Here is a 26988-nt window from a genome sequence, read left to right on the forward strand (position 1 = left end):
AAAAGTTAGCCGGCTATTTCTTTGTCTCGTTGGACCGGATGGTCGATATTTGACGTCGCGTTGTGAACGACCAGTGCCGTCATGATCTCGGCCGCTGCCAGTGCTGCGATCACCGGTGGGCGCTTGTCCTTGACCCCGTCGCCGCCGATCGGCGAGACGAGGCGGGCGAACTCAGCCTCCGTGCCCTCCGCCGATTTCAGGAACCAGTTCCTGAACGTTGCCTTCTTGGTCTTGGAGCCGATCATGCCGACATAGGCCGCATCGTCGCGCTTGAGCGCCTCAGCAACGATGAGGAAATCGAGCGCGTGGTCGTGGGTGAGGATGGCGAAGGCGGCGCCGGCAGCCGCTTTGCGTATCTCGGCCTCCGGCATCGGCGTCAGTCGCGTCTCGACGTTTTCAGGCATGCCTTCCAGCGCTTCGGCCCGCGTCTCGATGACGACGCCGTGCACAGGAAGAAGTGCGATGGTCGAGGCCAGCGCCTGGCCGACATGGCCACCGCCGAAGATATAGACATGCGGCAGGTGGGTTTCCTCGGCTTCCGCCGCTGCAACCAGTTCTTGCGCCAGCGCCGCATCAACCAGCCTGATCAACACCTCGACGCGGCCGCCGCAGCACTGGCCGATTTCGGGGCCTAGCGGCACGTCGAGCGTGGCGCAGACTTCGCCGACGTCGATGCGGGTTCCCCTCCGCCTCGAGGGGAGGGTGGCGGCGAAGTCGCCGGGTGGGGTCGCCGCGGCAGTGCGCGACCTCTTTGCGGTGCCTCCTGAGAGGACCCCCTCTGGCCGCTTTGCGGCCATCTCCCCCTCAAGGGGGGAGAAAAGCATCTGCCTGGCCTTGTCGATCGCCATATATTCGAGCTGGCCGCCGCCGATCGTGCCGAAAATCGCCGCCTGCGAGACGAGCATGAAGGCGCCCTTCTCGCGCGGCGTCGAGCCTTTGGTGCCGGCCACTTCGACCAGAGCAAGCCGGCCGGCGCTGCCGAGAAAGGCTTTCAAGCTTTGCACTTTCGAGTTCATCGTCTGCATTCCCACCGCAGCGCCGTGCGTCCTGCGGACGCACAAAGGACGCTGCGGCTCATTTAGTCTGCCGCATGATCCTTTCCGAAATCGACATCGATTTCGGGGTCATGCGGTGTGAAACATAGCGTTTTCGGGCCGGATTTGCACGTTCTGGCTCGATCAGGCCGATTTGGCGGCTCTCAGCCGTTCGATCGCCATCAGCACCCGTTCCGGTGTCGCCGGGGCGTCGAGACGCGGACAAATCTTGTGGTCGGTAACGCTGGCTACCGCATCCGACAGCGCATGCAGCACCGACATGCCGAGCGGGAAGGGCGGTTCGCCGACCGCCTTGGAGCGGTGCACCGTCGGCTCGTTGGCTTCCGGCCAGTCGGCTAGCGTGACGTTGAAGATCTTCGGCCGGTCGGACGCCAGCGGGATCTTGTAGGTCGACGGCGCGTGTGTGCGCAGCCGGCCCTTGTCGTCCCACCACAGTTCCTCCGTCGTCAGCCAGCCCATGCCCTGGATGAAGCCGCCCTCGATCTGGCCGATATCGATGGCGCGGTTCAGCGAACGGCCGGTGTCGTGCAATATGTCGGTGCGCTCGACGACATATTCGCCGGTCAGCATGTCGACCGAGACTTCCGAGCACGAGGCGCCATAGGCGAAATAATAGAACGGACGGCCCTCGCCCTTGTCGCGATTCCAATGGATTTTCGGCGTCTTGTAGAAGCCCGTAGCCGACAGCTGTATGCGGGCCATATAGGCCTGCTTGACGAGGTCGGCGAAAGCGATCTCCTGGTTGCCGATGCGCACGCGGTTGGGCAGGAACAGCACCTGGTCGCGCGGCACCTGGTATTTTTCAGCGGCGAAATCGGTCAGCCTATCCTTGATCTGGCGGGCGCCGTTCTGCGCAGCCATGCCGTTGAGGTCGGTGCCGGACGACGCCGCAGTGGCCGACGTGTTGGGCACCTTGCCGGTGGTCGTCGCGGTTATTTTCACCTGGTCGAGGTCGATCTGGAATTCTTCCGCCACTACCTGCGCCACCTTGACATAGAGGCCTTGCCCCATCTCGGTGCCGCCATGGTTCAGATGCACCGAACCGTCGGTATAGACATGCACCAGCGCGCCGGCCTGGTTGTAATGCGTCGCGGTAAACGAGATGCCGAATTTCACCGGCGTCAGCGCCAGCCCGCGCTTGATGAAGCGGCTGTTGGCGTTGAAGGCCTGGATGATCCTGCGGCGGCTTGCATAGTCCGCGCTCGCCTCCAATTCGGCGACGATGCGATGGATGATGTTGTCCTCGACCGTCTGGTGGTAGGGCGTGACGTTGCGGCCCCCCTCTTTATCACCACTGGTGCCATAGAAATTCTGCTTGCGGATTTCGAGCGGGTCCTTGCCGACGGCAAAGGCGACCTCGTCGATGACGCGTTCGGCGCCGACCATGCCTTGCGGGCCGCCGAAGCCGCGAAACGCCGTGTTCGACACCGTGTTGGTATAGAGCGGCGCCGACTGCGCATGCACCGCCGGCCAGAAATAGGTGTTGTCGCAGTGGAACAGCGCACGGTCGGTGACCGGGCCGGAGAGATCCGAGGAAAAGCCGCAGCGCGCCGCGAACATGAAGTCGACGCCAAGAATGTTGCCGGCGTCGTCGAAGCCGACCTCATAGTCGACGAGGAAGTCATGACGCTTGCCGGTGGCGATCATGTCGTCGTCACGGTCGGGCCGGATTTTGACCGCGCGATGATGTTTCTTGGCGGCAATCGCGGCGAGGGCGGCAAACTGGTTGCCTTGCGTTTCCTTGCCGCCGAAGCCGCCGCCCATGCGGCGGATTTCCACCGTGATGGCGTTGCTCGGCACGCCCAGCGCATGGCTGACCATATGCTGCACTTCGCTCGGATGCTGGGTCGAGGAATAGATGGTGACGTCCTGGTCTTCGCCAGGAATGGCCACCGCGATATGGCCTTCTAGGTAGAAATGCTCCTGGCCGCCAACGCGCATCTTGCCCTTCAGCCGGCGCGGCGCTGCCTTGATCGCGGCAGCGGCATCGCCGCGCTTCAAGGTGAGCGGCGGGGTAACCAGTTTGTCCTTGCGCGGGTCGAGGTCACCGATGTCGGTGACGAAAGGCAATTGACTGTATTCGACCTTGGCCAGCCGCGTGGCGCGGCGCGCCTCCTCGCGCGTCCCGGCAATGACACAAAAGATCGGCTGGCCGTAAAATTGCACCTTGTCGTCGGCCAGCACCGGCTCGTCATGACGGCCGGTCGGCGAGATGTCGTTTTCGCCGGGCACGTCTTTTGCCGTCAGCACATCGACAACCCCCGGCGCGGCGCGCACCGCGGACAGGTCCATTTTGGTGATGGTCGCGTGCGTTGCCGTCGACAGGCCGAGGCAGCCATGCAGCATGCCCGCCGGTTCCGGCATGTCGTCGATATAGACAGCGCTGCCGCTGACATGCTTGTGCGCGGAATCATGACGCTGGTCGGTGGCGACGCCGCCGGAAATCTTCGGTGCCTTGAGGTTGGGAGAAGCGTGCTTGTTCATCAGGCCGCCTCGTTGCGTGACACTTGGGTCGGCTCGCGAGTGCCGCTGGTCTCGGCAAAGAAACGCAGCAAAAGGTTCTTCGCCGCCAGCGCCCGGTACTCGGCCGACGCTCGCATGTCGGTCAGCGGGGTGAAATCGCCGGCATATTCGGTCATCGCCGTTTCCACCGTTGCCTCCGTCCACGGTTTGCCGAGCAGCGCCTTTTCGACGCCAAAGGCCCGCTTGGGCGTTGCCGCCATGCCGCCATAGGCGATACAGATGTCGGCCACCGTGCCGTCCTTGGCCAGGTCGAGGAAAAAGGCGGCGAGGGCTGCGGTGATGTCCTCGTCGCGGCGCTTGGTGATCTTGTAGACGGCAAACTTTGTGCCCTTGGCCGGCACAGGAACATGCACGGCCTCGACGAATTCGCCCGGCTGCCGGTCCTGCTTGCCATAGGCGATGAAGAAATCCTCGAGCGGGATGGTGCGCCGCTTCTTGCCCCGGCGCAGCGTCAGCTGCGCGCCAAGCGCAATCAAGGGTGGCGGCGTGTCGCCGATCGGCGAACCGTTGGCGATGTTGCCGCCGATCGTGCCCATATTGCGCACCTGCTCGCCGCCTATACGATCGAACAACGGCCCGAGCGCCGGGATGCGCTTGGCCAGCGTCGCGAAGGCGTCGGTGTAAGTGACGCCGGCGCCGATGGTGATGACGTCATTGTCTTCGGAGATTGCGCACAGCCCCTCGAGATTGCCAATAAAGATTACCGGCGAGATGTCGCGCATATGCTTGGTGACCCAGAGCCCGACATCGGTCGAGCCGGCGACGACTGTTGCACTCGGCTCTTTGTCCAGCACGGCGGCGAAATCGTCGGCGTTGGCTGGCACGATCAGCCGCTGCTTGCCGGCGCCGATCTCGACACGCACGCCATCACGCATCGCTTCGAGCCTTGCCGTGATTGCCTTGCGCTCCGCCGCCAGCGGGTCCTTGGCCGCCTTGCCGTAGCTGGAAATGGCGCGCGCGGCGCGCATGATCGCCTCGTAGCCGGTGCAGCGGCAGAGATTGCCTTGCAGGGCCTTTTCGATCGCCGCATTCGACGGGTCCGGCGACTTCATCCACAAGCAGAAGAGCGACATGACGAAGCCCGGCGTGCAGAAGCCGCACTGCGAACCGTGGAAATCGACCATCGCCTGCTGCACCGGGTGCAACTGGCCGGGCGCACCGCGCAAATGCTCGACCGTCACGACATGGGTGCCGTCGAGCGAACCGAGGAAGCGGATGCACGCATTGACGCTTTCGTAGACCAACTTGCCGGCCGAGAGTTTGCCGACCAGCACTGTGCAGGCGCCGCAATCGCCCTCGGCGCAGCCTTCCTTGGTGCCGCGCAGCGAGCGCTCAAGCCGCAGCCAGTCGAGCAAGGTCGTCTCTGGCGCCATTGATGGCAGCGCAACATCTCTGCCATTGAGGATGAAACGGATCTCGTTGCGTATGGTGACCTTGGCCATGCGTCAGCTCCCCCTGTAGGTCGAGTAGCCATAGGGAGAGATAAGCAATGGCACGTGATAATGCACTGTTGCAGCCATGCCGAAGCGGATCGGCACGCTGTCGAGGAAGGCCGGTTCCGGCAGTTTTGTTCCCTGGCCGCGCAGATAGTCGCCGGCCGCGAAGATCAGTTCGTACTCGCCGGTGCGAAACTCCGCGCCTGCCAGCAGCGGCGCATCGCAGCGTCCGTCGGCATTTGTGACAACGGTCTTCAGATGTGTGCGCGCGTCGCCCTCCAGATGATAAAGCGCGATCGACAGGCCCGCCGCCGGCTTGCCGGTCGCGGTATCGAGCACATGCGTCGTCAGACGTCCGCCATCGGCTTTCGACGTTTCTGCCACTGGCGCCTCCCATTTCCAGAACGAGTTGGCCCGGTACAATCGAGCAAAGCAATGAATTGTGCGCCAATTAAAGGCGATGCATAAGTCCCGGTCGAGCGGAGCGGCACAAAAACACTTTCAAAAATTTCGAGGGAATGCGTAGGCACCCCTTTCGACTATCCTGATCACAACTTCCGGCGGTGTCCGGCAGGGAGGGGCAATGCGTTACTCTAGAGACATGCGCGGCTATGGAGCCAATCCGCCGGATCCGAAATGGCCGGGCGGCGCGCATGTGGCGGTGCAGTTCGTCGTCAATTACGAGGAAGGCGGCGAGAACTGCGTGCTGCACGGCGACAAGGCCTCGGAAGCTTTCCTGTCGGAGATTGTCGGCGCCGCGCCATGGGTGGGCCAGCGCCACTGGAACATGGAATCGATCTACGAATATGGCGCGCGCGCCGGCTTCTGGCGGCTGCTGCGCCTGTTCAGCGAGGCCCAAGTGCCGGTGACCTGCTACGGCGTCGCCTCAGCCCTGGCCCGCTCGCCCGATCAGGTGGCGGCCATGCAGGAGGCCGGCTGGGAAATGGCCTCGCACGGGCTGAAATGGATCGACTACCGCGACCATAGCGCCGAGGACGAGCGCCGCGACCTCGAAGCGGCGATCAAGCTGCATTACGAGGTGACCGGGCAGCGGCCGACCGGCTGGTATACCGGCCGCACCTCGGTCAACACGGTGCGGCTCGTCGCCGAAGAAGGCGGTTTCGACTATGTGTCGGACACCTATGACGACGAACTGCCCTACTGGTTCGAGCACAGCGGCGGCACGCAGCTTGTCATCCCCTACACGCTCGACGCCAACGACATGCGCTTCGCCACGCCGCAGGGCTTCAATTCCGGCGACCAGTTCTTTGCCTATCTCAAGGATAGTTTCGATACGCTCTATGCCGAGGGCAAAGCCGGGCGGCCGCGCATGATGAACATCGGCCTGCATTGTCGGCTTGTCGGCCGTCCCGGCCGCGTGGCGGCGCTGAAGCGCTTCGTCGACTATGTAAAGTCGCACGACAAGGTCTGGCTGGCGCGGCGCATCGACATCGCCCGTCACTGGCAGGAGCATCATCCTTACCAGCCGCCGGCGCTGAAACCCTCGAAGATGGAATTCGAAACCTTCGTCCACACATTCGGCGGCGTGTTCGAACATTCGCCATGGATCGCCGAGCGCGCCTTCGAACTGGAGCTCGGACCTGCGCATGACAGCGCCGGCGGCTTGCACAATGCGCTCTGCCGCGTCTTCCGCGCCGCCAGCGAGACCGAACGGCTCGGCGTGCTCAACGCCCATCCGGATCTCGCCGGCAAACTGGCCAAGGCGAAGCGGCTGACGGCGGAATCGACCAGGGAACAGGCGTCCGCCGGCCTCGACGCGCTGACCGACAAGGAGCGCGAGCTGTTCTCCAAGCTCAACGCCGCTTACGTCACCACCTTCGGCTTTCCCTTCATCATTGCGGTGCGGGGCAAGACCAAGGAGGAAATCCTCACCGAGTTTGAGGCGCGCATCGGCAACAGCCGCGGCGTCGAACTCGATACCGCCTGCAAACAGGTCGAGCGCATCGCGCTGCTCCGCCTGAAAGACATGCTCCCGCTCTAATGATTGAGGGTCAGGACCCCATGGATATGATCAAGACTGACCAGAGAACCTATTATGCGCCGCATGGCGGCCATCCCGGCCAAAATGAGCTTTTGACCGGCCGCGCTGTCTTCACCCAGGCTTATGCCGTCATCCCCAAAGGGGTGATGCAAGACATTGTCACCAGCCCGCTGCCGCTCTGGGACAAGACCAGGGCCTGGATCATCGCAAGGCCGCTGTCGGGCTTTGCCGAGACATTTTCTCAGTACATCGTCGAGGTGCTGCCTGGCGGCGGCAGCGACCGGCCGGAGCCGGACGCCGGCGCCGAGGGCGCGCTGTTCGTGGTCGAGGGCGAGTTGACCGTTTCGCTCGCCGGCAAGAAGCACGTGCTTCAAGCCGGTGGCTTTGCCTTCCTGCCGCCCGCGAGCGGCTGGACGGTGCGCAACGAAGGTCGCGAGGCCGTACGCTTTCATTGGATCAGGAAGGCCTATGAAGCCGTCGACGGCATCGACGCCCCGGAGGCTTTCTTCAGCAGCGACCAGCAAGTGGCGCCGACGCTGATGCCCGGCACCGAGGGCCGCTGGGCGACGACCCGCTTTGTCGATCCAGCTGACATGCGCCACGACATGCATGTCACCATCGTCACGCTGGAACCCGGCGCCGTCATTCCGTTCGCCGAGACGCATGTGATGGAGCACGGGCTCTATGTGCTGGAGGGCAAGGCCGTCTACCGCCTCAACCAGGACTGGGTCGAGGTCGAGGCCGGCGACTTCATGTGGCTGCGCGCCTTTTGCCCGCAGGCCTGCTACGCCGGCGGACCCGGCAAATTCCGTTATCTGCTCTACAAGGACGTCAACCGGCACGCCAAGCTTGGCGGGGCGGGCATTGGCGGTCGCGCGCGGTGACCCGCATCACAGCGCGGCCGCTGACCCGCGAAAGCTTTGCCGGCTTCGGCGATGTGATCGACATGGGCGGCGACAACCATTACCCGATCAATGGCGGCAAGGCAGAGCGCTACCACGATCTCGCCACGGCTGAGGCGGTGGGCCCGAATGCCCGCGTGCTGATCTCAATGGTGCGGGGCACGCCTTACGAGCTGCCGCTGAAGCTGACCATGGTGGAGCGCCATCCCTTCGGCAGCCAGGCGTTCATCCCGCAGTCGCCACGCCCGTTCCTGGTCGTCGTCTGCCATGACGGCAAGGACGGTCCCGGCGAACCCCACGCCTTCATCACCGCACCCGGCCAAGGCATCAACTATCCGCGCAATCTCTGGCACGGCGTGCTGACGCCGCTCGGCGAAGCCCAGGACTTCGTCATTGTCGACCGTGGCGGCGATGGCTCCAACCTCGAAGAATTCCACTTCTCGCACCCCTACGAGATCCATCTCCCCGACGAGACCTGAGTAAAATGACCGACATATCGCTGATCGACCGCCTGCTCGATGTCATCGAGCACGACATCGTGCCGAAGACGGCTGACGGCGTTGCCCATGGCAACAAGCTGTTCGGCGCCGCGATCCTGCGCAAGAGCGACCGCTCGCTGGTGTTGGCCGAGACCAACAACGAGACGGAAAATCCACTCTGGCACGGCGAGGTGCACTGCCTGAAGCGCTTTTACGAAATGCCCAAGGCCGAGCGTGTCGATACCAAAGACGCCATCTTCATCGCCACGCACGAGCCATGCTCTCTCTGCCTGTCGGCGATCACCTGGACCGGCTTCGACAATTTCTACTATTTGTTCAGCCATGAGGATTCGCGCGACTCGTTCGCCATTCCGCACGACCTGAAGATTCTGAAAGAGGTCTTCACACTCGACCCCGGCGGCTACAATGCCGAGAACGCCTACTGGAAGAGCCTTTCCATCCGCAGGTTGGTGCGGGCGCTGCCCGAGGCAGAACGTCAAAGGCTGGAGGCACGGATCGGCAAGATTTCGGCGCGCTATGACGAACTGTCTGGTGTCTACCAGGACAGCAAGGACGAGAACGACATTCCGCTGAACTGAGGTTGTGAAGCGGGCTGCGACCAGGTCGCATTTTTCACTGCTCCAGTCGCGAATGGCGATTGAAAGTCGCGGGCTGGCGGGGCGTTATGCCAGCCCATGAAAGCCGTCACCGAATTTCCCCGCAAGGTCATCGAGTTCCCGGATATGGGCATCGTCATGCCGGACGGTTGCCGGCTGTCGGCGCGGGTGTGGATGCCGGAAGATGCGGGTGACGATCCGGTGCCAGCGATCCTCGAACATCTGCCCTATCGCAAGCGCGACGGCACCATCTTTCGCGACCAGCTGACGCATCCCTATTTCGCCGGCCACGGCTACGCCTCGATCCGCGTCGACATGCGCGGCAATGGCGATTCCGAAGGGCTGATGGACGACGAGTATTCCGAGCAGGAATTGCAGGATGCCTGCGACGTCATCGCCTGGGCGGCAGCGCAGCCCTGGTGCAACGGCAGCGTCGGCATGATGGGTATTTCCTGGGGCGGCTTCAACTGCCTGCAGGTGGCGGCCAAGCAGCCACCTGCGCTGAAGGCTGTCATCAGCCTGTGCTCGACCGTCGACCGTTATGCCGACGACATCCACTACAAGGGCGGCTGCCTGCTGACGGAAAATTTCGGCTGGGCCTCGACCATGCTGTCCTACTCGTCGCGGCCGCCGGATCCGTTGATTGCCGGCGACAACCGCTGGCGCGATCTGTGGCTGACGCGGCTGGAGAACCAGTCTTTCCTTTTGCCATTGTGGCTCAGCCACCAGCACCGCGACGCCTATTGGAAACGCGGTTCGATCTGCGAGGATTATTCCGCTGTCAAAGCGGCCGTACTGTCGATCGGCGGCTGGCATGACGGCTACCGCAACACGATTTCGCACCTCGTCACCAACATCCATGCACCGGTGAAGGGCATTGTCGGGCCTTGGATCCACAAATACCCGCACTACGCCGGACCAAAACCCGCCATCGGTTTCCTGCAGGAGGCGTTGCGCTGGTGGGATCGCTGGCTGAAGGGCGTCGACACCGGCGTCGAGGCCGACCCGGACTATCGCGCCTATGTGATGGACAGCGTGCGTCCGGCGCGCTGGCACCCAGAGCGGCCGGGCCGCTGGGTGGCAGAACAGGAGTGGCCGTCACCCGACATTAAGGTCGAGGCGATCGAACTCATCGCTGCAGGCGCCAAGCCGGCGATCGTTGCGACACCGCAAAGCTGCGGACTCGCGGGCGGCGAATATTTTCCCTTCACCTTCGGCCCGGAGCTGCCGGGCGACCAGCGGCCGGACGACGCGCTGTCCGTCTGCTTCGATCAGCCTGTGCTTGCCGAGGCGCTCGACATCGTCGGCGCGCCGGAGGTCGAGGTGCGCCTTTCCTCTGACCGCCGGCAAGCCAACATCGCGGTGCGTCTTTGCGACGTCCATCCCGACGGCGCCTCGGAACTGATCTCCTACGGGGTGCTCAATCTCACCCACCGCAACTCGCATGAATTTCCGGAAGCGCTGGTGCCGGGCGAGACCGTGTCGGCGCGCGTTATCCTCGACCAGTGCGCCTACCGTGTGCCGGCCGGACATCGCCTGCGCATTGCCGTTTCCAGCGCTTATTGGCCGATGATCTGGCCCTCACCGGAGCCGGTGCGGCTCGATCTTTCGGCGGCGACGCTGAGGCTGCCGCTGCGCCCGCTGGCGAAAGGCCACGAGGCCTCATTCCAGGCCCCCGAAGGCGCCACGCCGTGGGCGACCGAGACGGTCCGGGCGGCGAATTCCGAGCGCCATGTCGATCGCGACGAAAAGACCGGTTTCATCACACTGTCCATTGCCGACGATTTTGGCGAGATCCGCGATCTCGCGCATGGGCTGGCCAATGGAAGCATCGCCCGCGAGAGCTGGACGATCCATCCCGACGACCCGCTGTCGGCCTCCGGTCGGACGCACTGGACACAGACCCTGTCGCGAAATGGATGGTCGGTGCGCACCGAGACATCGGCCGAGATGCGCTCCGATGCGCAAAACTTCATCGTCAGTGCCAGAATCGAAGCCTATGAGGGCGAAACGCTGGTTTTCGAGCGAGATTTCGAAGAGACAATTCCACGCGACCTGCTCTGAGCGCAGATCCGACTGGTCCAGTTGCGACGTGCGATTTACGCCACGGCATGTCGCATTCGGTCTTGCTTACGGCTTTGGCTTCCGGTCATTATTCCCCCGGTAATAACAAACAAAAACGACCACAAGGTCGAACCCACAGAGTGAGGAACTCATATGTCAAACGAACTCGAATATCTGAGCCGGCGCGTTGCGTCCGGCAAACTGAGCCGTCGTGATTTTCTCGGCCGCGCCGCCGCGCTCGGCGTCACCGCACCCTTTGCCAATATGCTGCTTTCCAGCGCGGCTCGCGCGGAAGGCCCGGTCAAGGGCGGCACGCTGAAAGCCGGCCTGGTCGGCGGTGAATCCACCAACAGCCTCGATCCGGCGCTGATGATGACGCAGGTGCCGTTCGCCTTCGGCAAGTGCTGGGGCGAAATGATCGTCGAGCTGTCGCCCGAGGGCAAGCTCGAGAACCGCATCGCCGAAGAGATCGGCTCGTCGGACGACGCCAAGGTGTGGACGCTGAAGATCCGCGACGGTGTTGAGTTCCACAACGGCAAGACCGTGACCGCCGAGGACGTCGCTGCCACACTCGAGCGCCATTCCGACGAAAAGTCGAAGTCCGGCGCGCTCGGCTACATGAAAGGCATCGAGACCATCAAGGCCAGCGGCAAGGAAGTGGTGCTGACGCTGAAGGAGGCCAACGCCGACCTACCCTACCTGCTCAGCGACTATCACCTGATCGTCCAGCCCAATGGCGGCAAGGACAAGCCCGATGCCGGCATCTCGGCCGGCCCGTACGTGGTCAAGACCAACGAGCCCGGCGTGCGTCATGTCGGCGAGCGCTTCGCCAATTACTGGCAGGGCGACAAGATGGGCCATGCCGACCAGATCGAAGTCGTCGTCATCAATGACGCGACGGCGCGCACGGCGGCCCTGCAGGGCGGCCAGGTCAACATGATCAACCGCGTCGAGCCGAAGATCGTCGACCTGATCAAGCGCGTGCCCGGCGTCACCATCCGCAATCACGCCGGCCCCGGCCACTATGTCTTCATCATGCATTGCAACACGGCGCCGTTCGACAACAACGACCTGCGCATGGCGCTGAAGCTGGCCATCGACCGCGAGGAGATGCTGAACAAGGTGCTGCGCGGCTACGGCTCGCTCGGCAACGACTTCCCGATCAATTCGTCCTATCCGCTGTTCACCGAGATCGAGCAGCGCAAATACGATCCCGACAAGGCCAAGTTCCACTACAAGAAGTCGGGCCATGACGGCACCGTGCTTCTGCGGACCTCGGACGTCGCCTTCCCGGGCGCGGTCGACGCCTCGCAACTCTTCCAGCAGAGCGCAGCCAAGGCCGGCATCAAGATCGAGCTCAAGCGCGAGCCCGGCGACGGCTACTGGAACGAGGTCTGGAACAAGCAGCCCTTCTGCGCCTCCTACTGGGGCGGCCGCTCGACCCAGGACCAGATGTACTCGACGGCCTATCTGTCGACCGCCGACTGGAACGACACCCGTTTCAAGCGTCCAGATTTCGACAAGATGGTGCTGGCGGCGCGCGCCGAGCTCGACGAGGCCAAGCGCAAGCAGATGTACCACGACATGGCTGTCCTGGTACGCGACGAGGGTGGCCTGATCCTGCCGATGTTCAACCAGTTCATCGATGCCACCGGCGCCAAGGTCGGCGGCTGGGTCGACGATCCGCATCAGGAGCTGATGAACGGCTACGCACTGGCTAAGTGCTGGCTCGAAGCCTGAGCTCGGCCTTGCGGATATGTCCTCACCCATCTTGAAACTAATTGCCCAGCGCGTTGCGCTGGGCGTCGTCCTCCTGTTGGCCGTTTCGGTCCTGATCTTCGCCGGTACACAGATTCTGCCCGGCGACGTCGCGCAAGCCATTCTCGGACAGTCGGCGACGCCGGAGTCGCTCGCCAATCTGCGCGAGCAGCTCGGCCTCAATCAGCCGGCTTACATCAGGTATTTCCACTGGCTCGGCGGTGCGCTCACCGGCGATCTCGGCACGGCAATGTCGAGCGGCCAGGATATCGCGACCTCGATCAAGGGACGGCTGTGGAACACGCTGTTCCTGGCCTTCTGGGCAGCGGTCGTAGCCGTGCCGCTGGCGATCATTCTCGGTCTGATCGCGGTGCGTTACCGCAATGGCTGGGTCGACAAGCTGATCTCCGGACTGGCGCTCGCTTCGACGTCCTTCCCGGAGTTCTTCATCGGCTACGTGCTGGTCTTCTTCTTTGCCGTAAAATATCAATGGTTTCCGGCAATTTCCACGGTCTATGACGGCATGCCGTTCGGCGAGCGCATGCAGGCGATCGCCCTGCCGGCCGCCGCGCTGACGCTGGTTGTTCTTGCACACATGATGCGAATGACCCGTGCGGCCATCCTCAACGTCATGCAGTCGGCCTATGTCGAGACGGCGGAACTGAAAGGCCTGTCGGCCTTCAACGTCATCCGCAAGCATGCCTTCCCCAACGCCATCGCACCGATCATCAACGTCGTCATGCTCAACCTCGCCTACCTCATCGTCGGCGTCGTCGTGGTCGAGGTGATCTTCGTCTATCCTGGCATGGGGCAATATCTGGTCGATCACGTCACCAAGCGCGACGTGCCGGTGGTGCAGGCGGTCGGCCTGATCTTCGCCGCCGTCTATATCACCTTGAACATCATCGCGGACATCGGGGCGATCGTCGCCAATCCGCGCCTCAGACATCCGAAGTAAGGGGGCGGGCATGCTCGATATCAGACGCATCCCCATCCCCGCACTGATCGGCATCGTGCTGACGACAATGTTCGTCGTGGCAGCCGTGTTTGCGCCATGGATCGCGCCGCACGGCAATGCCGAGATCGTCAGCGACGTTCCTTGGGAACCGATGTCTTCGGCGCATTTGCTGGGCACCGACAATCTTGGCCGTGATCTGTTGTCGCGCATGATCTACGGCGCCCGCATCACACTGTTCATCGCGGTGCTGGCCACCGCGCTGTCGTTCTCGCTCGGCGCCATTCTCGGCTTTTCGGCGGCGGTGTTCGGCGGCTGGTTCGACACGCTTTTGTCGCGCCTCGTCGATCTCCTGATGTCGATCCCGACGCTGATCATGGCGCTCGTCGTGCTCTCGGTGCTGCCGACCAATCTGGTGACGCTGATCCTGGTGATGGGCGTTCTCGACTCGACCCGCGTCTACCGCCTCTCGCGCGCTGTCGCCGTCGACATCAACGTCATGGATTATGTCGAAGCCGCCAAATTGCGCGGTGAAGGCAGCGGCTGGATCATCTTCCGCGAGATCCTGCCCAACGCGCTGTCGCCGCTGGTGTCCGAACTCGGCCTGCGCTTCATCTACGCCGTGCTGTTCCTGTCGACGCTGTCCTTCCTCGGCCTTGGCGTGCAACCGCCGGATGCCGACTGGGGCGGCATGGTCAAGGAAAACAAGGACGGCATCGTCTTCGGCATCGGCGCCGCGCTCATTCCGGCGGCGGCGATCGCCGCACTGGCAATCTCGGTCAACCTTGTCGCCGACTGGATCCTCAACCGCACGACAAGCCTGAAGGGAGGACGCGGGTGATGGCCGACACAAAAGCAAAGCCCGGCCTGTTGCTCGATATCCGCAACCTGCGCATCGAAGCGACAGTGTTTCCGCCTGGCGAAGCGCCGAAGAACATCGTGCTGGTGCACGATGTCTCGCTGACGCTGGAAAAGGGCAAGGTGCTCGGCCTGATCGGCGAGTCCGGCGCCGGCAAGTCGACCATTGGCCTGTCGTCGATGGGCTATGGCCGCGGCGGCGTGCGCATCACCGGTGGCGAGGTGCTCCTCAACGGCCGCGACATCCTCAAGGGCGGCAAGGAAGGTTTCCGCAAATTGCGCGGCCGCGAGGTCTGCTATGTCGCGCAGTCGGCGGCCGCCGCCTTCAACCCGGCGCACAAGCTGATGGACCAGGTGGTGGAAGCCACGCTGCTGCACGGCACGGCGACACGGGCCGAGGCGGAGAAACGCGCCGTGGCACTGTTCAAGAAGCTCAGTCTGCCGAACCCCGAAACCATCGGCGAACGCTTCCCGCACCAGGTCTCCGGCGGCCAGCTTCAGCGGGTGATGACGGCGATGGCGCTGTGCTCGGAACCCGATTTGATCGTCTTCGACGAGCCGACCACCGCGCTCGATGTGACGACGCAGATCGACGTGCTGGCGGCGATCAAGGACGCCATCCGCGACACCCATGTCGCGGCGCTCTACATCACCCATGACCTTGCCGTCGTTGCCCAGGTCTCTGACGAGATCATGGTGCTGCGCCATGGCAGGCTGGTCGAATGGGGCGGCACCCGCCAGATCATCAAGGAGCCGCGCCAGGAATACACCAATGCGCTGGTCTCGGTGCATGAGATCGAGCACGCCGAACAGAAGCCCGGCGCAACGCCGTTCCTGTCGGTCAAGAACGTCACCGCCGCCTATGGCGGTGGCAACGTCAAGGTGCTGAAGAACGTCTCGGTCGACATCTATCCGGGCCAGACGCTGGCCGTCGTCGGCGAATCCGGCTCCGGCAAGTCGACGCTGGCGCGCGCCATCACCGGGCTTTTGCCGCCCGAGGAAGGCACAGTCACCTTCGACGGCAGGCCGCTTGCCAACAGGCTCGCCGACCGGCCGAAGGAGGATCTGCGTCAGTTGCAGATGATCTACCAGATGGCCGACGTGGCGATGAACCCGCGCCAGACCGTCGGCACCATCATCGGCCGGCCGCTGGAGTTCTATTTCGGCATACGCGGCCGCGAGCGCGACAAGCGTGTGGCCGAACTGCTCGACGAGATCGAGATGGGCAAAGGCTTCCTCGACCGCTATCCGGCCGAACTGTCCGGCGGCCAGAAGCAGCGCGTCTGCATCGCCCGTTCGCTTGCCGCCAAGCCGAAGCTGATCATCTGCGACGAGGTGACATCGGCGCTCGACCCGTTGGTGGCCAACGGCATCCTCAAGCTGCTCTTGAACCTGCAGCAGCACGAGAAGGTCGCCTACCTCTTCATCACCCACGATCTGGCGACGGTGAAGTCGATCGCCGATTCGATCGCGGTGATGTATCGCGGCGAGGTGGTGCGCTACGGCGCCAAGAGCAAGGTGCTGACGCCGCCTTTCGACGCCTATACCGACCTGCTCCTGTCCTCCGTTCCCGAGATGGAGATCGGCTGGCTGGAAAAGGCGATCAAGGGACGGCGCATGGCCAGCGCGGGGAACTAACGGTTTCGCGGCGCCAACCGTGAAAACTTGCCTTCAACGACAAGCCTTCCGGAGCCGCCGATGGCGCTCAATACAAAACTGTTGCTGATCGTCCTCGATGGCGTGCCCTACCGGAACTGGCGCCGGCTGATGGGCAATCTCGAAGGCTGGGTGCAATCGGGCGAGGCGCAAGTTTGGAAGATGCGCTCGGTGCTGCCGTCGACCTCGGCCTGCTGCTACGCCTCGATCCACACGGGGGTGTCGCCACAGGAGCATGGGATCCTGTCCAACGAGAACCGTTTCTTGGTCAACAAGCCGGACATCTTCTCCGAGGTCAGCAAGGCCGGCGGAAAGACGGGCGCGGTGACGCATTCCTACTGGTCGGAATTCTTCCGCTCCTACCCGTTCGACCTCGTCGAGGACATAGAGTATGACGAGCCGGATGGGCCGATCACGCATGGCCGCTTCCACACCATGACCGGCTACAATTTGCGCAACCAGATGACGCCGAGCGACGTCGACCTGTTTGCGACGCTGACCATGCTGACCCGGCGCCACGATATCGACTACGGCATCCTGCACACCTGCACGCTGGATTCGATGGGCCACCGCTTCGGCCATGACTGCCATGAAATGGACCATGCCTGCTATGCGATGGACGGCATGCTGGCCGCCTTCCTGCCGGGCTGGCGGCAAGCCGGCTACGAGGTGATCGTCACCGCCGACCACGGCCAGACCGACCGCGGCCATCATGGCGGCCATGACGACGAAATGCAGGATTTCGCGCTGTATTATTTTGGGCAAGGCAAGGGACCGGATGCGGACACTTTGCTCGATCAGCTGCAGCTAGCGCCAACGGTGCTGAAGCGGCTGGGTGTGCCGGTCCCGGATACGATGAAGGCGAAGGCATTTTTGGGGTGACGGAGGCGGTCGCTGAGCCAACGTTCGCGACCCCCTCTCCCCGTCACTATTCGGGGAGAGGGTAAGGGTGAGGGGCAGCGCGAACGTTCGGTATCAACAACGTGCGCCGATGCCGCCCCTCATCCGCCTGCCGGCACCTTCTCCCCGTATAGTGACGGGGAGAAGGGAGACGCTCTGGCAACACTCCCTCTCTTCGGCTAGCTTCGCCAAAATTCCTTGGCGGAAGGATGAACCTTTTTGGACCGATCGGCGACAGAGCAGACAGGAGCCAGGCGGCTCGACCGGCCATGACGGCAGCGACCGAGACTGATCGCGCGCTTGTCGACCGGGTCGCGAAGGGCGACCGTGCCGCTGTTCGGCTGCTGTTCATGCGTCACCACGCGCGGGTCTACCGCTTCGTGGCGCGCCAGACGGGATCGGAAATGATGGCCGACGATATCGCAAACGAGGTCTTTCTTGAGCTGTGGCGCCAGGCGCCCGGCTTCGAGGGACGCTCGGAAGTCTCGACCTGGCTGCTCGGCATCGCCCGCTTCAAGGCGCTGTCGCTGCTGCGCAAGAAGAAGGAAGACTGGATCGACGACGACGATGCGGCGCAGGTCCCTGACAGCGCCGACACGCCGGAAGTCGCCACCATGAAGGAAGACAAGGGCGCCGCCTTGCGGCGCTTTGTCGATGCCTTGCCGGAAGAACACCGCTCGGTGATCGACCTTGCCTATTACCACGGACAATCGGTGACAGAGATCGGCGAGGTGCTCAACATCCCGGTCGCCACCGTCAAGACCCGAATGTTCTACGCCCGCAAGAAACTCGGCGAAGCCCTGAAGGCCGCCGGTTACGACAGGGGGTGGCCATGAGCAATCCTGAAGATATGAGCGCCGCTGGAAAGATGTCGCGCCGCGACGAAATGGAAACGCTGCTGCCGTTCTACCTGAATGGCTCGCTGGAAGGCTCCGATCTCGAAGCCGTCGAGGAATGGCTGGCGTCTGATCCGGCGGCAATGGCGGCGCTTGGCGAGGCCGAGGCCGAATTCTCCGGCACCACTGCCGCCAACGAGGCGATCCGGCCGCCGGCCGATGCGCTCAGCCGCTTTGCCAAGGCCCTCGATGCGGAGGGCGGGCCGGCACGCGCGCCGGCAGGCCGGTCCTGGCTGGCGCAGGCGCTCGATCGCTTCATGGCGGTGCCGGTCGGTGTCGCCTGGGCGGCGGCCGCTGTCTTGCTGGCGCTGGTGGTGGTGCAGTCCTACGTGCAGACCGGCGGCAAGGGCAATGATTTCGAGATAGCCGGCGCCGAGGACGAGCTGGCGAAACTGCCGTTCGCGCTGGTCAAGTTCAAGCCGGAGGCCAGGATGTCCGACATCGCCGCCTTCCTCGACCAGAACGGGCTGAAGATCGCCGGCGGGCCGACTGCTTCGGGCGTCTTCCGCATTGCCCTCCCGGCCAGGACCGGAGCAGACTATACCAAGTTGCTCGGCCTTATTGCCGCCCAGCCTTTCGCTGAGACTGTGATCGAGGGAAGGAAACCGGTTGATGGCAGCTAAGGCGGTCATTCGATTTGCAATCCTTGCGGCGGCGATGACAATCGTCGCCGTGCCCGCTTTAGCGCAGACCAGCGACTCGAATGCCGGCCGCACAAAGACCGACTGCTCCGACACGACCGGTGCGGCGACAGCCGACTGCCCCAAGGACGACAAGGGTGGCGGAGCAGGCGGCGACCAGGGCGCTGTTGTCCTTCCGGCGCTGATCGTCGACCTGTTTCCCAATCCGCCCGCTTCCGCGGCGCCGGTGCCGACGCCACGGCCGTCAGCGCCGCCTGCCGACACGCAGGCCGGGCCACCAGCCGGTGGGCCCATCGTTTCGCCGACCGATCTTGTCGCGACCGCGCCGCGGCGTGCCATCGCCGGCGCGTTCGTGCCCGACGAGGTGCTGGTGACTGTCGATGGTGACGCCGGCGCTGTTCAGCAGATCGCCGCCTCCTTCGGCCTCGAAGTGCGCTCGCAGCGCCAGTCGCGGCTGCTCGGCACCACGCTGGTGCGCTTCGGCATTCCCGACGGCCGCCCGGTCGGCACCGTGCTGGCGCAGCTGGCCGCCGACGGCCGCGCCCAGCGGCGCGAACCAAACCATATCTATTCGCTGCAGCAGGCGGCCGGCATCGTCAACTATGCCTTCGAGCGCATCCAGCTCGACAGCAAGCAAGCCAGCGGCGAGAACGTGCGCGTCGCCGTCATCGACACCGGCATCGACGACACCAATCCCGCGCTGTCCGGCGTCATTGCCGACCAGTTCGACGCCATGCCGGAAGTGCCGATCGAAAAGCGCGACCATGGCACCTCGGTCGATGGGCTGATCGCCGGTGTCGGCGCGCTCGAAGGCATGGCGCCCGGGGCCAGGATCTATCATGCGCGCGCCTTCGAGGATGGCAGGTCGACCATGGATGTCATCCTTTCGGCGCTCGACTGGGCGGCGGAGCAGAATGTCAGCATCATCAACATGAGCTTCGTCGGCCCCAAGAACGATTTGCTCGCCACCGCTTGCCGCAATGCGCGCGGGCTTGGCATCATCCTGGTTGCGGCGGCCGGCAACAACGGGCCGAAAGCGCCCTATGGCTACCCCGCCGCCTATCCCGGCGTCATCGCGGTGACCGCCACCGACGCCAAGGACGGGCTGATGCCGCAGGCCAATCGCGGCGCCTATGTCTTCATCTCGGCGCCCGGCGTCGAGATGGTGGCGCCGAGCGGCGCCGGCTCGGACGTGGTCACCGGCACCTCGTTTGCCGCCGCGATCGTTTCCGGCGCCATCGCCAATTTGATCCACGCCGCACCCGAGCGCTCGGCCGACGACATCGAAAAGGCGTTGGCCGCCACCGCCCGGGATCTCGGTCCGAAGGGCCGCGACAAGGATTTCGGCTATGGGCTGCTGGACATCAAAGCGGCCGAAGCGGCGAAGCAGTGAGTTTGCGGCGCGGTCCCCTTCAAGTGGCAACAGCGCGCAGTGGCATCTCACGCTCGATCGTCCTGTCGAGATAGTCGGTCAGATGCGCGGTTAGTTCCCGCGCGTCGTCTTCGGCGCCGTGAATGAAGCTCGATTTCCGGCGACGCAGATATGGCAGGCCCACCACATAGACTCCGGGAACGTCAGCAACGCCTCGATCGTGCTTCAGATCGCCCTTGCGATCGAAGATCGGCAAATCCAGCCACGAAAAATCCGGCCGAAAACCGGTGGCCCATAGCACCGTGCGAACGTCTTCGCCGAGTTTGAGTTTCAGTTGCGGCGCCGCGTCGATTGCAGTGGGGGCAAAACGCTCGATGGGACCGACGCCGGACGGTGCATTCGCCTCTGCCCACTCGTCGATCGATGCGAGCAGCCGGTTCATCTTCAGGTCGGCAAGCGCGCAGACGTTACGAAGCGTTCCTGAAAACTGGGCTGTTGCGTCGCGAATGCCCATCAGGCGTCCGACGATTTTAACGCCTTGCCCCTGCAGGACATTGAGGTCGAGCGTGGTCCGGTCTGATGCGCCGACAAGCTGCGGCGACGGTACTCTTCGGGCGCGGTCGGGGTCGTCTGCGTCTTCGATGCGCTGGTCAAGCACACCGGTTGCAAGCATCCACCATTGAATATCGCGACCTCGATAGACGCGCGGCAGCCGGACGTGTTCGCCCACCGCGAGCGTGACAGGCCGGCCGCTGAGCTGGATTTCCTGCGCCAATTGCAGCCCTGTCGCTGACGCCCCAACCACCAGCACCCGGGGGCAAGCTGCCCGGGATTGCGGTAGGAGTGAGCCGAGAGCTGTTCGATGGCGGCTGGAATGGCCTCGGCCAGTCGCGGAACAACGGGCTTGTTGAAGGCACCCGTGGCGAGCACCACGGCTCGGCACAGCCAGCCCCCATTTTGGGTTTCCACCCGAAAGCCGTGGCTGCTCTGCTCAACTCTGTTGACTGCGGTGCGCGTTAGAACCGGTGCTGATGTGTATGTGGCGTAGTCGGAAATGAAATCGGCGATCTGCCCGGCGCTCATGTAGCCGTCCGGGTCGTCGCCCTGGTATGGGTAGTCGGGGAGCCGCGCCATCCAGTTGGGCGTGAGCAAGTGCAGCGAATCCCAGCGCTCCGTGCGCCAGCTATTCGCGACCTCGCCTCGCTCGAGAACCACATGCCTGAACGAGCGCTGACCCAGCAGATAGCTCATCGCCAGGCCTGAGTGACCGGCGCCGATGACGACGACGTCAACGGCGCCGGCGATCCCGCGCGATGCGCTTTCGCTCATCAGGATTTGCTCGAGGTGACCGTGACATCGGTTGGGTTGGCGATCACGTCAAAGACGGCCGAGCGCTTCTGCGACTGCGCGACAAGAGCGGCTATGTCTTCCGCGCTGGCGTCCGCGTCGATGTCGTAGTGCACTTTTATGCCCTCGAAGCCGTTGCGCACGTCCGGATCGATGCCGAGGATGCCCTGGATATTCATGCCGGCTTCGAGCGTTGCCTTGACCGAGTGGAGCTGGATGTTGCGGTTTTGCGCGACAGCGGCGATGCCCGCGGTGAGGCAGCCGGCCAGTCCGACCAGCACAAATTCGACGGGTGTCGCACCCTTGTCCTCGGACGCAAAGATTTCCGGGTGATCGGACTCGAACTTGTAGGTCTGGCGATGCTGCTGTTCTGCGCCCAGGCCGAAGAATCCGTCGACTGTGGCTCGGTTGTGGGTCCCTTTGACCCATTCGCTCGTCGCGCGCCACTTGAAGCGGGCGGCCTCGGGGGCATCCTTCAGCGCCTCGCGGGCGCCAAGCAGGGCGGCTACGTTGACACCATTTGTGGCGGTTTCCGTGTGCTTGGTCATAGGTCGTACTCCTGTTGACAGGTGAGGGTCCGGCTTACAGCGGACGGAATGTCTTCCCACGGGCGTGTTGTGCGCAGCATGGGAGTGAGCGTGGAATCGCCTGGCGAAGCGCTGTGCTGGCATAACTCCTGCAGCCGAACTCCAGCGATCGCCGAGGTTGGGGTGGCGCCTCGTTCAGAGGATCCTGCCCCAGCTGTTTGATGAGAGCCTTTTTGGGCGCGGTGTAACCGGCCAGCCAATATCCTTTTGAATTTCCAATGGCAGGCTGTTCAGAACGCGTTCGGATTTTCGTGCTTCACGGGCGTTTTTGATGGCCGCCCCATAGCGCGCGACCGTTTCAAACATTGACATCTTCTTCTCCTGTAGAGCTTTGGGCGTCTCGGGATATACCCAAGGAGCCGCTCAACAGTATGTTAAATGCTCCACATTTGTATCTGTAAGGTTGCACCAAAACCGACGTTCGGTAACAAAATCGCAGATGACCTACGCGAGGAATTTCGGCTACGGGTGGCTGGACACGAAGGCGGCGACGAAGAAGAAGTGGCGGATACGCGCGGCCAACTCAGAGGGCCGGACCCAACCGGACAGGGCTTCCATCATAAAAGCGCGACAGCCGAAAGCGGCTGAGGTCGTGCCCGGTCTCGTTTCCCGCGATCATGTCGGCAACGACGCGACCTATGCCAGGCCCGATACCGAAGCCGTGGCCGCTCATTCCCGTCGCGACGAAAAGGCCGCCGACTGCCTCTACTCGATCCACGACGGGGACGACGTCGGGCATGGCGTCGATCATGCCGCCCCAGCCTGCCTTCAGGCGAACCGTCTCGAACTGCGGAAAGAGGTGCTCGAACTTGCGTTCTATCGAACGCAGACGGGCCCGTTCAGGGGCCGGGCTGAGCACACGCATTCTCTCGAAAGGGCTGCGCGAATCCGGCGCCCAATCGCGCGGCGTCGACCAGGCATCGGGGTAACCTGACGGCGCGAACGGAAAGTAGCGTGTTCCCAGTGGATTGTCCCTGAGGGCCGGAAGGTATTTGGTGGCGTGACGGAATGCGTCCGGCCCCACGTAGTGCAAATGGCTGCCGCCCGCGGCGAGCGTGTAGCCGCCATCCTGCCGGCGCCTGAAAGCGATGTGTTCGTCAGTCGCCGCACCTGCATAGATCTCGGGCAAGCGCTCCGTTGCGGCTACGGTCACCCTGACGCTGAGCTGGGGGATGGAGACACCATGTCTTCTCAGGAACAGGGACGACCAGGCGCCACCCGCAACCAGCACGGTGGAGGCCTCGATGTACCCCGCCTCGGTCCACACGCCCTTGATCTTGCCGGCCGAGATCTCAAGGGTTCGCGCTGCGCAATTCTCTACGATTTTGACGCCTTTTCGCACGGCAAGCCGGGCAAGCGCAGGCACCGCCAGCCAAGGCTCCGCACGCATGTCGGACGGCGTCGTCATCGCGCCCTTGAATGTGCGCGACATGCCTTTGATGAGCTTCGCGGTTTCGTCGCCGTCCAGGAGGCGGGTGTCGAGATCATGGATCGCCGCGATCTTCATGAACGCTTCGAAGCCGGCCATGTCCTTGTCCGAGTTTGCCAGATAGGTCACGCCTGTCTGGCTCAAGCCGATGTCTTCGCCGCATTCCTCAGCCAGTTGCCGCCACAGGCGAATAGCCTCGACGACGATGGGCAACTCGTCGGCGTCCCGTCCCTGCTTTCTGATCCAGCCCCAGTTGCGGGACGATTGCTCTGCCGCAACGCGTCCCTTTTCCAGCAGCGTCACCGGAATGTTGCGCTGCGCCAGGAAAAGCGCTGTCGTCACGCCGATAACACCGCCACCAATGACCACCACCTCCGAACTCTTCGGCGGTGGACCTGGATGCTGGATTGGATCCGTTTCGGAGAACGGGAATGTGGGCAAGTGGCGCACCTGTGGGCTGGTCGATGGCTCTGGCTTACTCGTTGCCACCCTGTAGAAGCCAAATCAAGGACAGACCCAGGCAGACCGTTGTCCCACGACACTTCAATCTATCTGCAGTCAAACGTCCGCAAGGGGTCGAATTCGGCCCAACGGACTGACCGGATTGACCTCAGCTCGGCGCCCCAGCCACCGAGCCCCTGACCACCAGGTCGACCGGCCAGACCTCGCCTCGCGCCCCTTCTTCAAGGCCGGAAATGCGCGCCGCCAGCCGCTCGGCGATGCGGGCCCCGGCGAGGCGGATCGACGAACGTGTCGTCGACAGCGGAACGGAAAAATTCTCCGGCTTCAGCCATGGGAAGACGTCGTCATGGGCGATCAACGACAGGTCGCCGGGAATGGTCAGGCCAAGGTCGCGCACGGCGCGCACGACGCCGAGCGACATGATCAGGCTGGAGCAGGCGATCGCGGTTGGCGGTTCGCTCTGTTCGAGCAGGCGCCGCGCGGCGCGATAGCCATTCTCCTCGGTCATCGTCACCGAGCAGACATGGCGCTCGCCGAGTGTCAGGCCGCTGGCGGCCAGCGCGCGACGCATGCCGCGCTCGCGGTGAATGGCGAAGGTCTCGCGGTCGTCGCCATTGATCAGCGCCAGCCGGCGATGGCCGAGTTGGACCAGCAGCCGGGCCGCGTCGTGGAAGGCGCCCTCATTGTCGATGTCGGTGAACGGATAGTCAAAATCGAAGCCGTCGCTGCGGCCATGGACGATGAAGGGGATGCCCAGCGTGTTGACCAGCGCCACCCGCCGGTCGGCCGGCCGCGGCGAGGAGATGTAGACGGCGTCGACCTGGCGATTGGCGACGATGCGGCGATAGGTGGTCTCCTGGTCGTCGGCGTCAGCCGGCGACAGAACGAGGTCGAGTTCGTGCGAGCGGGCATAGTCCCCCAGGCCGGAGAGGAACTCGACAAAATGCGGATCGATATCGACCGAGGCGCCGGTCGGCAGGACATAGCCGATCATGCCGGTCTTGCCGGTCGCCAGCCGGCGCGCGCTCGGGTTGGGCCGGTAGCCGTGTCGCTTGGCGGCATCCACCACGCGCCGGCGGGTTTCCTCGTTGACCTCCGGATAGCCGTTCAGCGCACGGCTGACCGTTGTCTGCGACAGCGCCAGCATATGGGAGAGCTGTTTCAGGTTCACTGGGAGGCCTCCAAGCCTCAAAGCGCTTTTAATTTCGGATCCGCGCGGGCGCCATGGCGGGCGCTTCCGAACCATGGGACCATACGCACTGGTCCGGCCAGTTTGAAGCATAATACGCTGCTGCACTGCCAAAAAACTATGCTGCAGTGCACTTTATCAAGTGTTGCAGCCCGAAATCAAATCGATTAGACCGCTACCCTCTTGACTTCCGTTGGATTCAATGGCGAGATCAAAAAGACCAAAGCGCTTTGGAAGACTCTTTCGAAAGGTTGCGGTTCCTTTCCGAGTGAGTCACAGTCCTGCGGCGTCGGCGGGCGGAATGGAGGTTCCGTCCGGGTGTATGTGACCACTGGGAGGAATGCGATGAAGAAGATGCTTCTGCTTGGCGCCGCGTTTGCAACGCTCGCCCTGAGCCTGCCGGCGCAAGCCGAACTGAAATTCAAGCCGGGTGAAGACAAGCGCTTCAACTGGGCCAACTACGAAGAGCTGAAAAAGGTCGATCTCAAGGGCGAGACGCTGACCATCTTCGGACCCTGGCGCGGCGAGGACGAAGGTCTCATCCGCACGGTTCTCGAGTATTTCCAGGAAGCCACCGGCGCCGAGATCAAATACTCCTCGTCGGAGAATTACGAACAGCAGATCGTCATCGATACCCAGGCCGGCAGCCCGCCCAACATCGCCGTGCTGCCGCAGCCGGGCCTGATCCAGGATCTGGCCTCCAAGGGCCTGCTGACGCCGCTCGGCGACGACACCGCCAAATGGGTCAAGGACAATTACGGCGCCGGCCAGTCATGGGTCGACCTCGGCACCTTCAAGGACAAGGACGGCAAGCCGGGCTTCTTCGCCTTCCCCTACAAGGCCGACGTGAAATCGCTGGTCTGGTACTCGCCGGACAATTTCGAGGAAGCCGGCTACAAGGTTCCCAAGACCCAGGAAGAGCTTGCCGACCTCGAGAAGAAGATCATCGCCGACGGCGGCACGCCGTGGTGCATCGGTCTCGGCTCGGGCGGCGCCACCGGCTGGCCGGCGACTGACTGGGTCGAAGACATCATGCTGCGCACCCAGGCGCCTGACGTCTACGACAAGTGGGTGAAGAACGAGATCCCGTTCAACGACCCGGCGGTGGTCAACGCCATCGACATCTTCGGCAAGATCGCCACCGACGACAAGATGGTCGATGGCGGCGCCAAGGCGGTTGCCGCGACCGACTTCCGCGACAGCCCCAAGGGCCTCTTCTCGGTGCCGCCGAAATGCTACCTGCACCATCAGGCGTCGTTCATCCCGACCTTCTTCCCGGAAGGCACCAAGGTGGGCCAGGATGCCGACTTCTTCTACTTCCCGCCCTATGCGTCCAAGCCTGAACTGGGCACGCCCGTGCTCGGCGCTGGTACGCTCGCCATGATCACCAAGGATTCGAAGGGCGCGCGCGCCTTCATCGAATTCCTGAAGATGCCGCTGGCGCATGAAATCTGGATGGCCCAGGGCGGCTTCGTGACGCCGCTCAAGTCGGTCAACAAGGATGCCTATGCCAGCGACGCGCTGAAGAAGCAGGGCGAAATCCTCGCCAATGCCTCGACCTTCCGCTTCGACGGTTCGGACCTGATGCCGGGCAAGATCGGCGCCGGCGCCTTCTGGACCGGCATGATCGATCTGGTTGGCGGCAAGTCGGCCCAGGATGTCGGAACCGACATCCAGAAGAGCTGGGACGCGATCAAGTAATCAGCGGCCAAGCAATCAGCGGCGAGCCAGCAGCCGCTTTGGCTGCAAGTTCAGGACTTCCTCCACAGACTGGATCCGGGCCTTGTTGGCCCGGATCCGACCGGCGCCGCACGCCGGCCGATTTGCGTTCGTTCGTTACGAATAACTTAAATCGGCGCA

At 63.5% G+C, this 26988-nt stretch carries 24 protein-coding genes; 14 read left to right on the forward strand and 10 right to left on the reverse strand.

The genetic code is table 11. The annotated features are described in order from the left end of the window. Nucleotides 1-5: 5 nt before the first annotated feature. The 4 genes from xdhC to uraH form a co-directional block, all read right to left on the reverse strand. Nucleotides 6-1016 carry a xanthine dehydrogenase accessory protein XdhC gene (xdhC, locus tag ACYHH6_RS06695; protein WP_352582436.1) on the reverse strand — a complete coding sequence of 337 codons (1011 nt, stop codon included), beginning with the start codon at nt 1014-1016 and terminating at the stop codon, nt 6-8. Nucleotides 1017-1178: 162 nt separating this feature from the next. Beyond that, nucleotides 1179-3539 carry a xanthine dehydrogenase molybdopterin binding subunit gene (gene xdhB / locus ACYHH6_RS06700; protein ID WP_352582435.1) on the reverse strand — a complete coding sequence of 787 codons (2361 nt, stop codon included), beginning with the start codon at nt 3537-3539 and terminating at the stop codon, nt 1179-1181. Then, nucleotides 3539-5020 carry a xanthine dehydrogenase small subunit gene (xdhA, locus tag ACYHH6_RS06705; protein WP_352582433.1) on the reverse strand — a complete coding sequence of 494 codons (1482 nt, stop codon included), beginning with the start codon at nt 5018-5020 and terminating at the stop codon, nt 3539-3541. The genes xdhB and xdhA overlap by 1 nt, the downstream gene beginning before the upstream one ends. 3 nt (nt 5021-5023) lie before the next feature. After that, nucleotides 5024-5398: a hydroxyisourate hydrolase gene (uraH, locus tag ACYHH6_RS06710; protein ID WP_352582431.1), complete on the reverse strand. Its 375-nt coding sequence runs from the start codon at nt 5396-5398 to the stop codon at nt 5024-5026. 199 nt (nt 5399-5597) lie between these two features. Here uraH and puuE point away from each other — a divergent pair, with 199 nt between their 5' ends. The 13 genes from puuE (at nt 5598) to ACYHH6_RS06775 (ending at nt 20135) form a co-directional block, all read left to right on the forward strand. After that, on the forward strand, nt 5598-7016 hold the full coding sequence (puuE, locus tag ACYHH6_RS06715; protein ID WP_352582429.1) for an allantoinase PuuE: 1419 nt from the start codon (nt 5598-5600) through the stop codon (nt 7014-7016). Between the two features lie 26 nt (nt 7017-7042). After that, nucleotides 7043-7900 carry a bifunctional allantoicase/(S)-ureidoglycine aminohydrolase gene (locus ACYHH6_RS06720; protein ID WP_435053184.1) on the forward strand — a complete coding sequence of 286 codons (858 nt, stop codon included), beginning with the start codon at nt 7043-7045 and terminating at the stop codon, nt 7898-7900. Continuing rightward, complete coding sequence (locus ACYHH6_RS06725; RefSeq protein ID WP_352582426.1) at nt 7897-8397, forward strand: ureidoglycolate lyase; 501 nt, start codon at nt 7897-7899, stop codon at nt 8395-8397. The genes ACYHH6_RS06720 and ACYHH6_RS06725 overlap by 4 nt, the downstream gene beginning before the upstream one ends. Nucleotides 8398-8402: 5 nt before the next feature. Next, nucleotides 8403-8996 carry a nucleoside deaminase gene (locus tag ACYHH6_RS06730; protein ID WP_352582424.1) on the forward strand — a complete coding sequence of 198 codons (594 nt, stop codon included), beginning with the start codon at nt 8403-8405 and terminating at the stop codon, nt 8994-8996. Between the two features lie 96 nt (nt 8997-9092). Further along, nucleotides 9093-11078: a CocE/NonD family hydrolase gene (locus ACYHH6_RS06735; RefSeq protein WP_352582422.1), complete on the forward strand. Its 1986-nt coding sequence runs from the start codon at nt 9093-9095 to the stop codon at nt 11076-11078. A gap of 153 nt (nt 11079-11231) precedes the next feature. Continuing rightward, nucleotides 11232-12818, forward strand: a complete 1587-nt coding sequence (locus ACYHH6_RS06740) for an ABC transporter substrate-binding protein (protein ID WP_352582420.1) — start codon at nt 11232-11234, stop codon at nt 12816-12818. 16 nt (nt 12819-12834) lie between these two features. After that, entirely contained in the window at nt 12835-13794 is a 960-nt protein-coding gene (locus tag ACYHH6_RS06745) for an ABC transporter permease (RefSeq protein WP_352582418.1), read from the forward strand. 10 nt (nt 13795-13804) lie between these two features. Then, on the forward strand, nt 13805-14632 hold the full coding sequence (locus ACYHH6_RS06750) for an ABC transporter permease (RefSeq protein WP_352582416.1): 828 nt from the start codon (nt 13805-13807) through the stop codon (nt 14630-14632). Then, nucleotides 14632-16287: an ABC transporter ATP-binding protein gene (locus tag ACYHH6_RS06755; RefSeq protein ID WP_352555783.1), complete on the forward strand. Its 1656-nt coding sequence runs from the start codon at nt 14632-14634 to the stop codon at nt 16285-16287. Before ACYHH6_RS06750 ends, ACYHH6_RS06755 begins: the two co-directional genes overlap by 1 nt. 60 nt (nt 16288-16347) lie before the next feature. After that, nucleotides 16348-17187, forward strand: a complete 840-nt coding sequence (locus ACYHH6_RS06760; RefSeq protein WP_352582414.1) for an alkaline phosphatase family protein — start codon at nt 16348-16350, stop codon at nt 17185-17187. A gap of 287 nt (nt 17188-17474) precedes the next feature. Continuing rightward, nucleotides 17475-18041: a sigma-70 family RNA polymerase sigma factor gene (locus tag ACYHH6_RS06765; protein ID WP_112562038.1), complete on the forward strand. Its 567-nt coding sequence runs from the start codon at nt 17475-17477 to the stop codon at nt 18039-18041. A 14-nt stretch (nt 18042-18055) separates the two neighbouring features. Next, nucleotides 18056-18724: an anti-sigma factor gene (locus tag ACYHH6_RS06770; protein ID WP_352583266.1), complete on the forward strand. Its 669-nt coding sequence runs from the start codon at nt 18056-18058 to the stop codon at nt 18722-18724. Further along, nucleotides 18714-20135, forward strand: a complete 1422-nt coding sequence (locus ACYHH6_RS06775; RefSeq protein WP_352582412.1) for a S8 family serine peptidase — start codon at nt 18714-18716, stop codon at nt 20133-20135. The genes ACYHH6_RS06770 and ACYHH6_RS06775 overlap by 11 nt, the downstream gene beginning before the upstream one ends. Before the next feature lie 19 nt (nt 20136-20154). Here ACYHH6_RS06775 and ACYHH6_RS06780 read toward each other — a convergent pair whose 3' ends face one another. From ACYHH6_RS06780 to ACYHH6_RS06805, 6 genes are all read right to left on the reverse strand, one after another. Continuing rightward, the gene (locus ACYHH6_RS06780) at nt 20155-20628 is read right to left on the reverse strand and encodes an NAD(P)/FAD-dependent oxidoreductase (RefSeq protein WP_352582411.1); all 474 of its coding nucleotides are present in this window, start codon (nt 20626-20628) and stop codon (nt 20155-20157) included. After that, complete coding sequence (locus ACYHH6_RS06785; protein ID WP_352582409.1) at nt 20628-21443, reverse strand: NAD(P)-binding domain-containing protein; 816 nt, start codon at nt 21441-21443, stop codon at nt 20628-20630. Before ACYHH6_RS06785 ends, ACYHH6_RS06780 begins: the two co-directional genes overlap by 1 nt. Beyond that, on the reverse strand, nt 21443-22009 hold the full coding sequence (locus ACYHH6_RS06790) for an OsmC family protein (protein WP_352582407.1): 567 nt from the start codon (nt 22007-22009) through the stop codon (nt 21443-21445). The genes ACYHH6_RS06785 and ACYHH6_RS06790 overlap by 1 nt, the downstream gene beginning before the upstream one ends. A gap of 174 nt (nt 22010-22183) precedes the next feature. Further along, entirely contained in the window at nt 22184-22360 is a 177-nt protein-coding gene (locus ACYHH6_RS06795) for a hypothetical protein (RefSeq protein WP_352582405.1), read from the reverse strand. Nucleotides 22361-22571: 211 nt separating this feature from the next. Further along, nucleotides 22572-23918: an NAD(P)/FAD-dependent oxidoreductase gene (locus ACYHH6_RS06800; RefSeq protein WP_352582403.1), complete on the reverse strand. Its 1347-nt coding sequence runs from the start codon at nt 23916-23918 to the stop codon at nt 22572-22574. Between the two features lie 169 nt (nt 23919-24087). Next, entirely contained in the window at nt 24088-25110 is a 1023-nt protein-coding gene (locus tag ACYHH6_RS06805; protein ID WP_352582401.1) for a substrate-binding domain-containing protein, read from the reverse strand. A gap of 363 nt (nt 25111-25473) precedes the next feature. Between ACYHH6_RS06805 and ACYHH6_RS06810 the strand changes: the two genes are divergently transcribed. Continuing rightward, nucleotides 25474-26829 (forward strand): ABC transporter substrate-binding protein, encoded by a 1356-nt coding sequence (locus ACYHH6_RS06810; protein ID WP_352582399.1) that lies wholly within the window; start codon nt 25474-25476, stop codon nt 26827-26829. The last annotated feature ends 159 nt before the right edge of the window (nt 26830-26988 follow it).

It is taken from the genome of Mesorhizobium sp. P171375, from assembly GCF_057786075.1.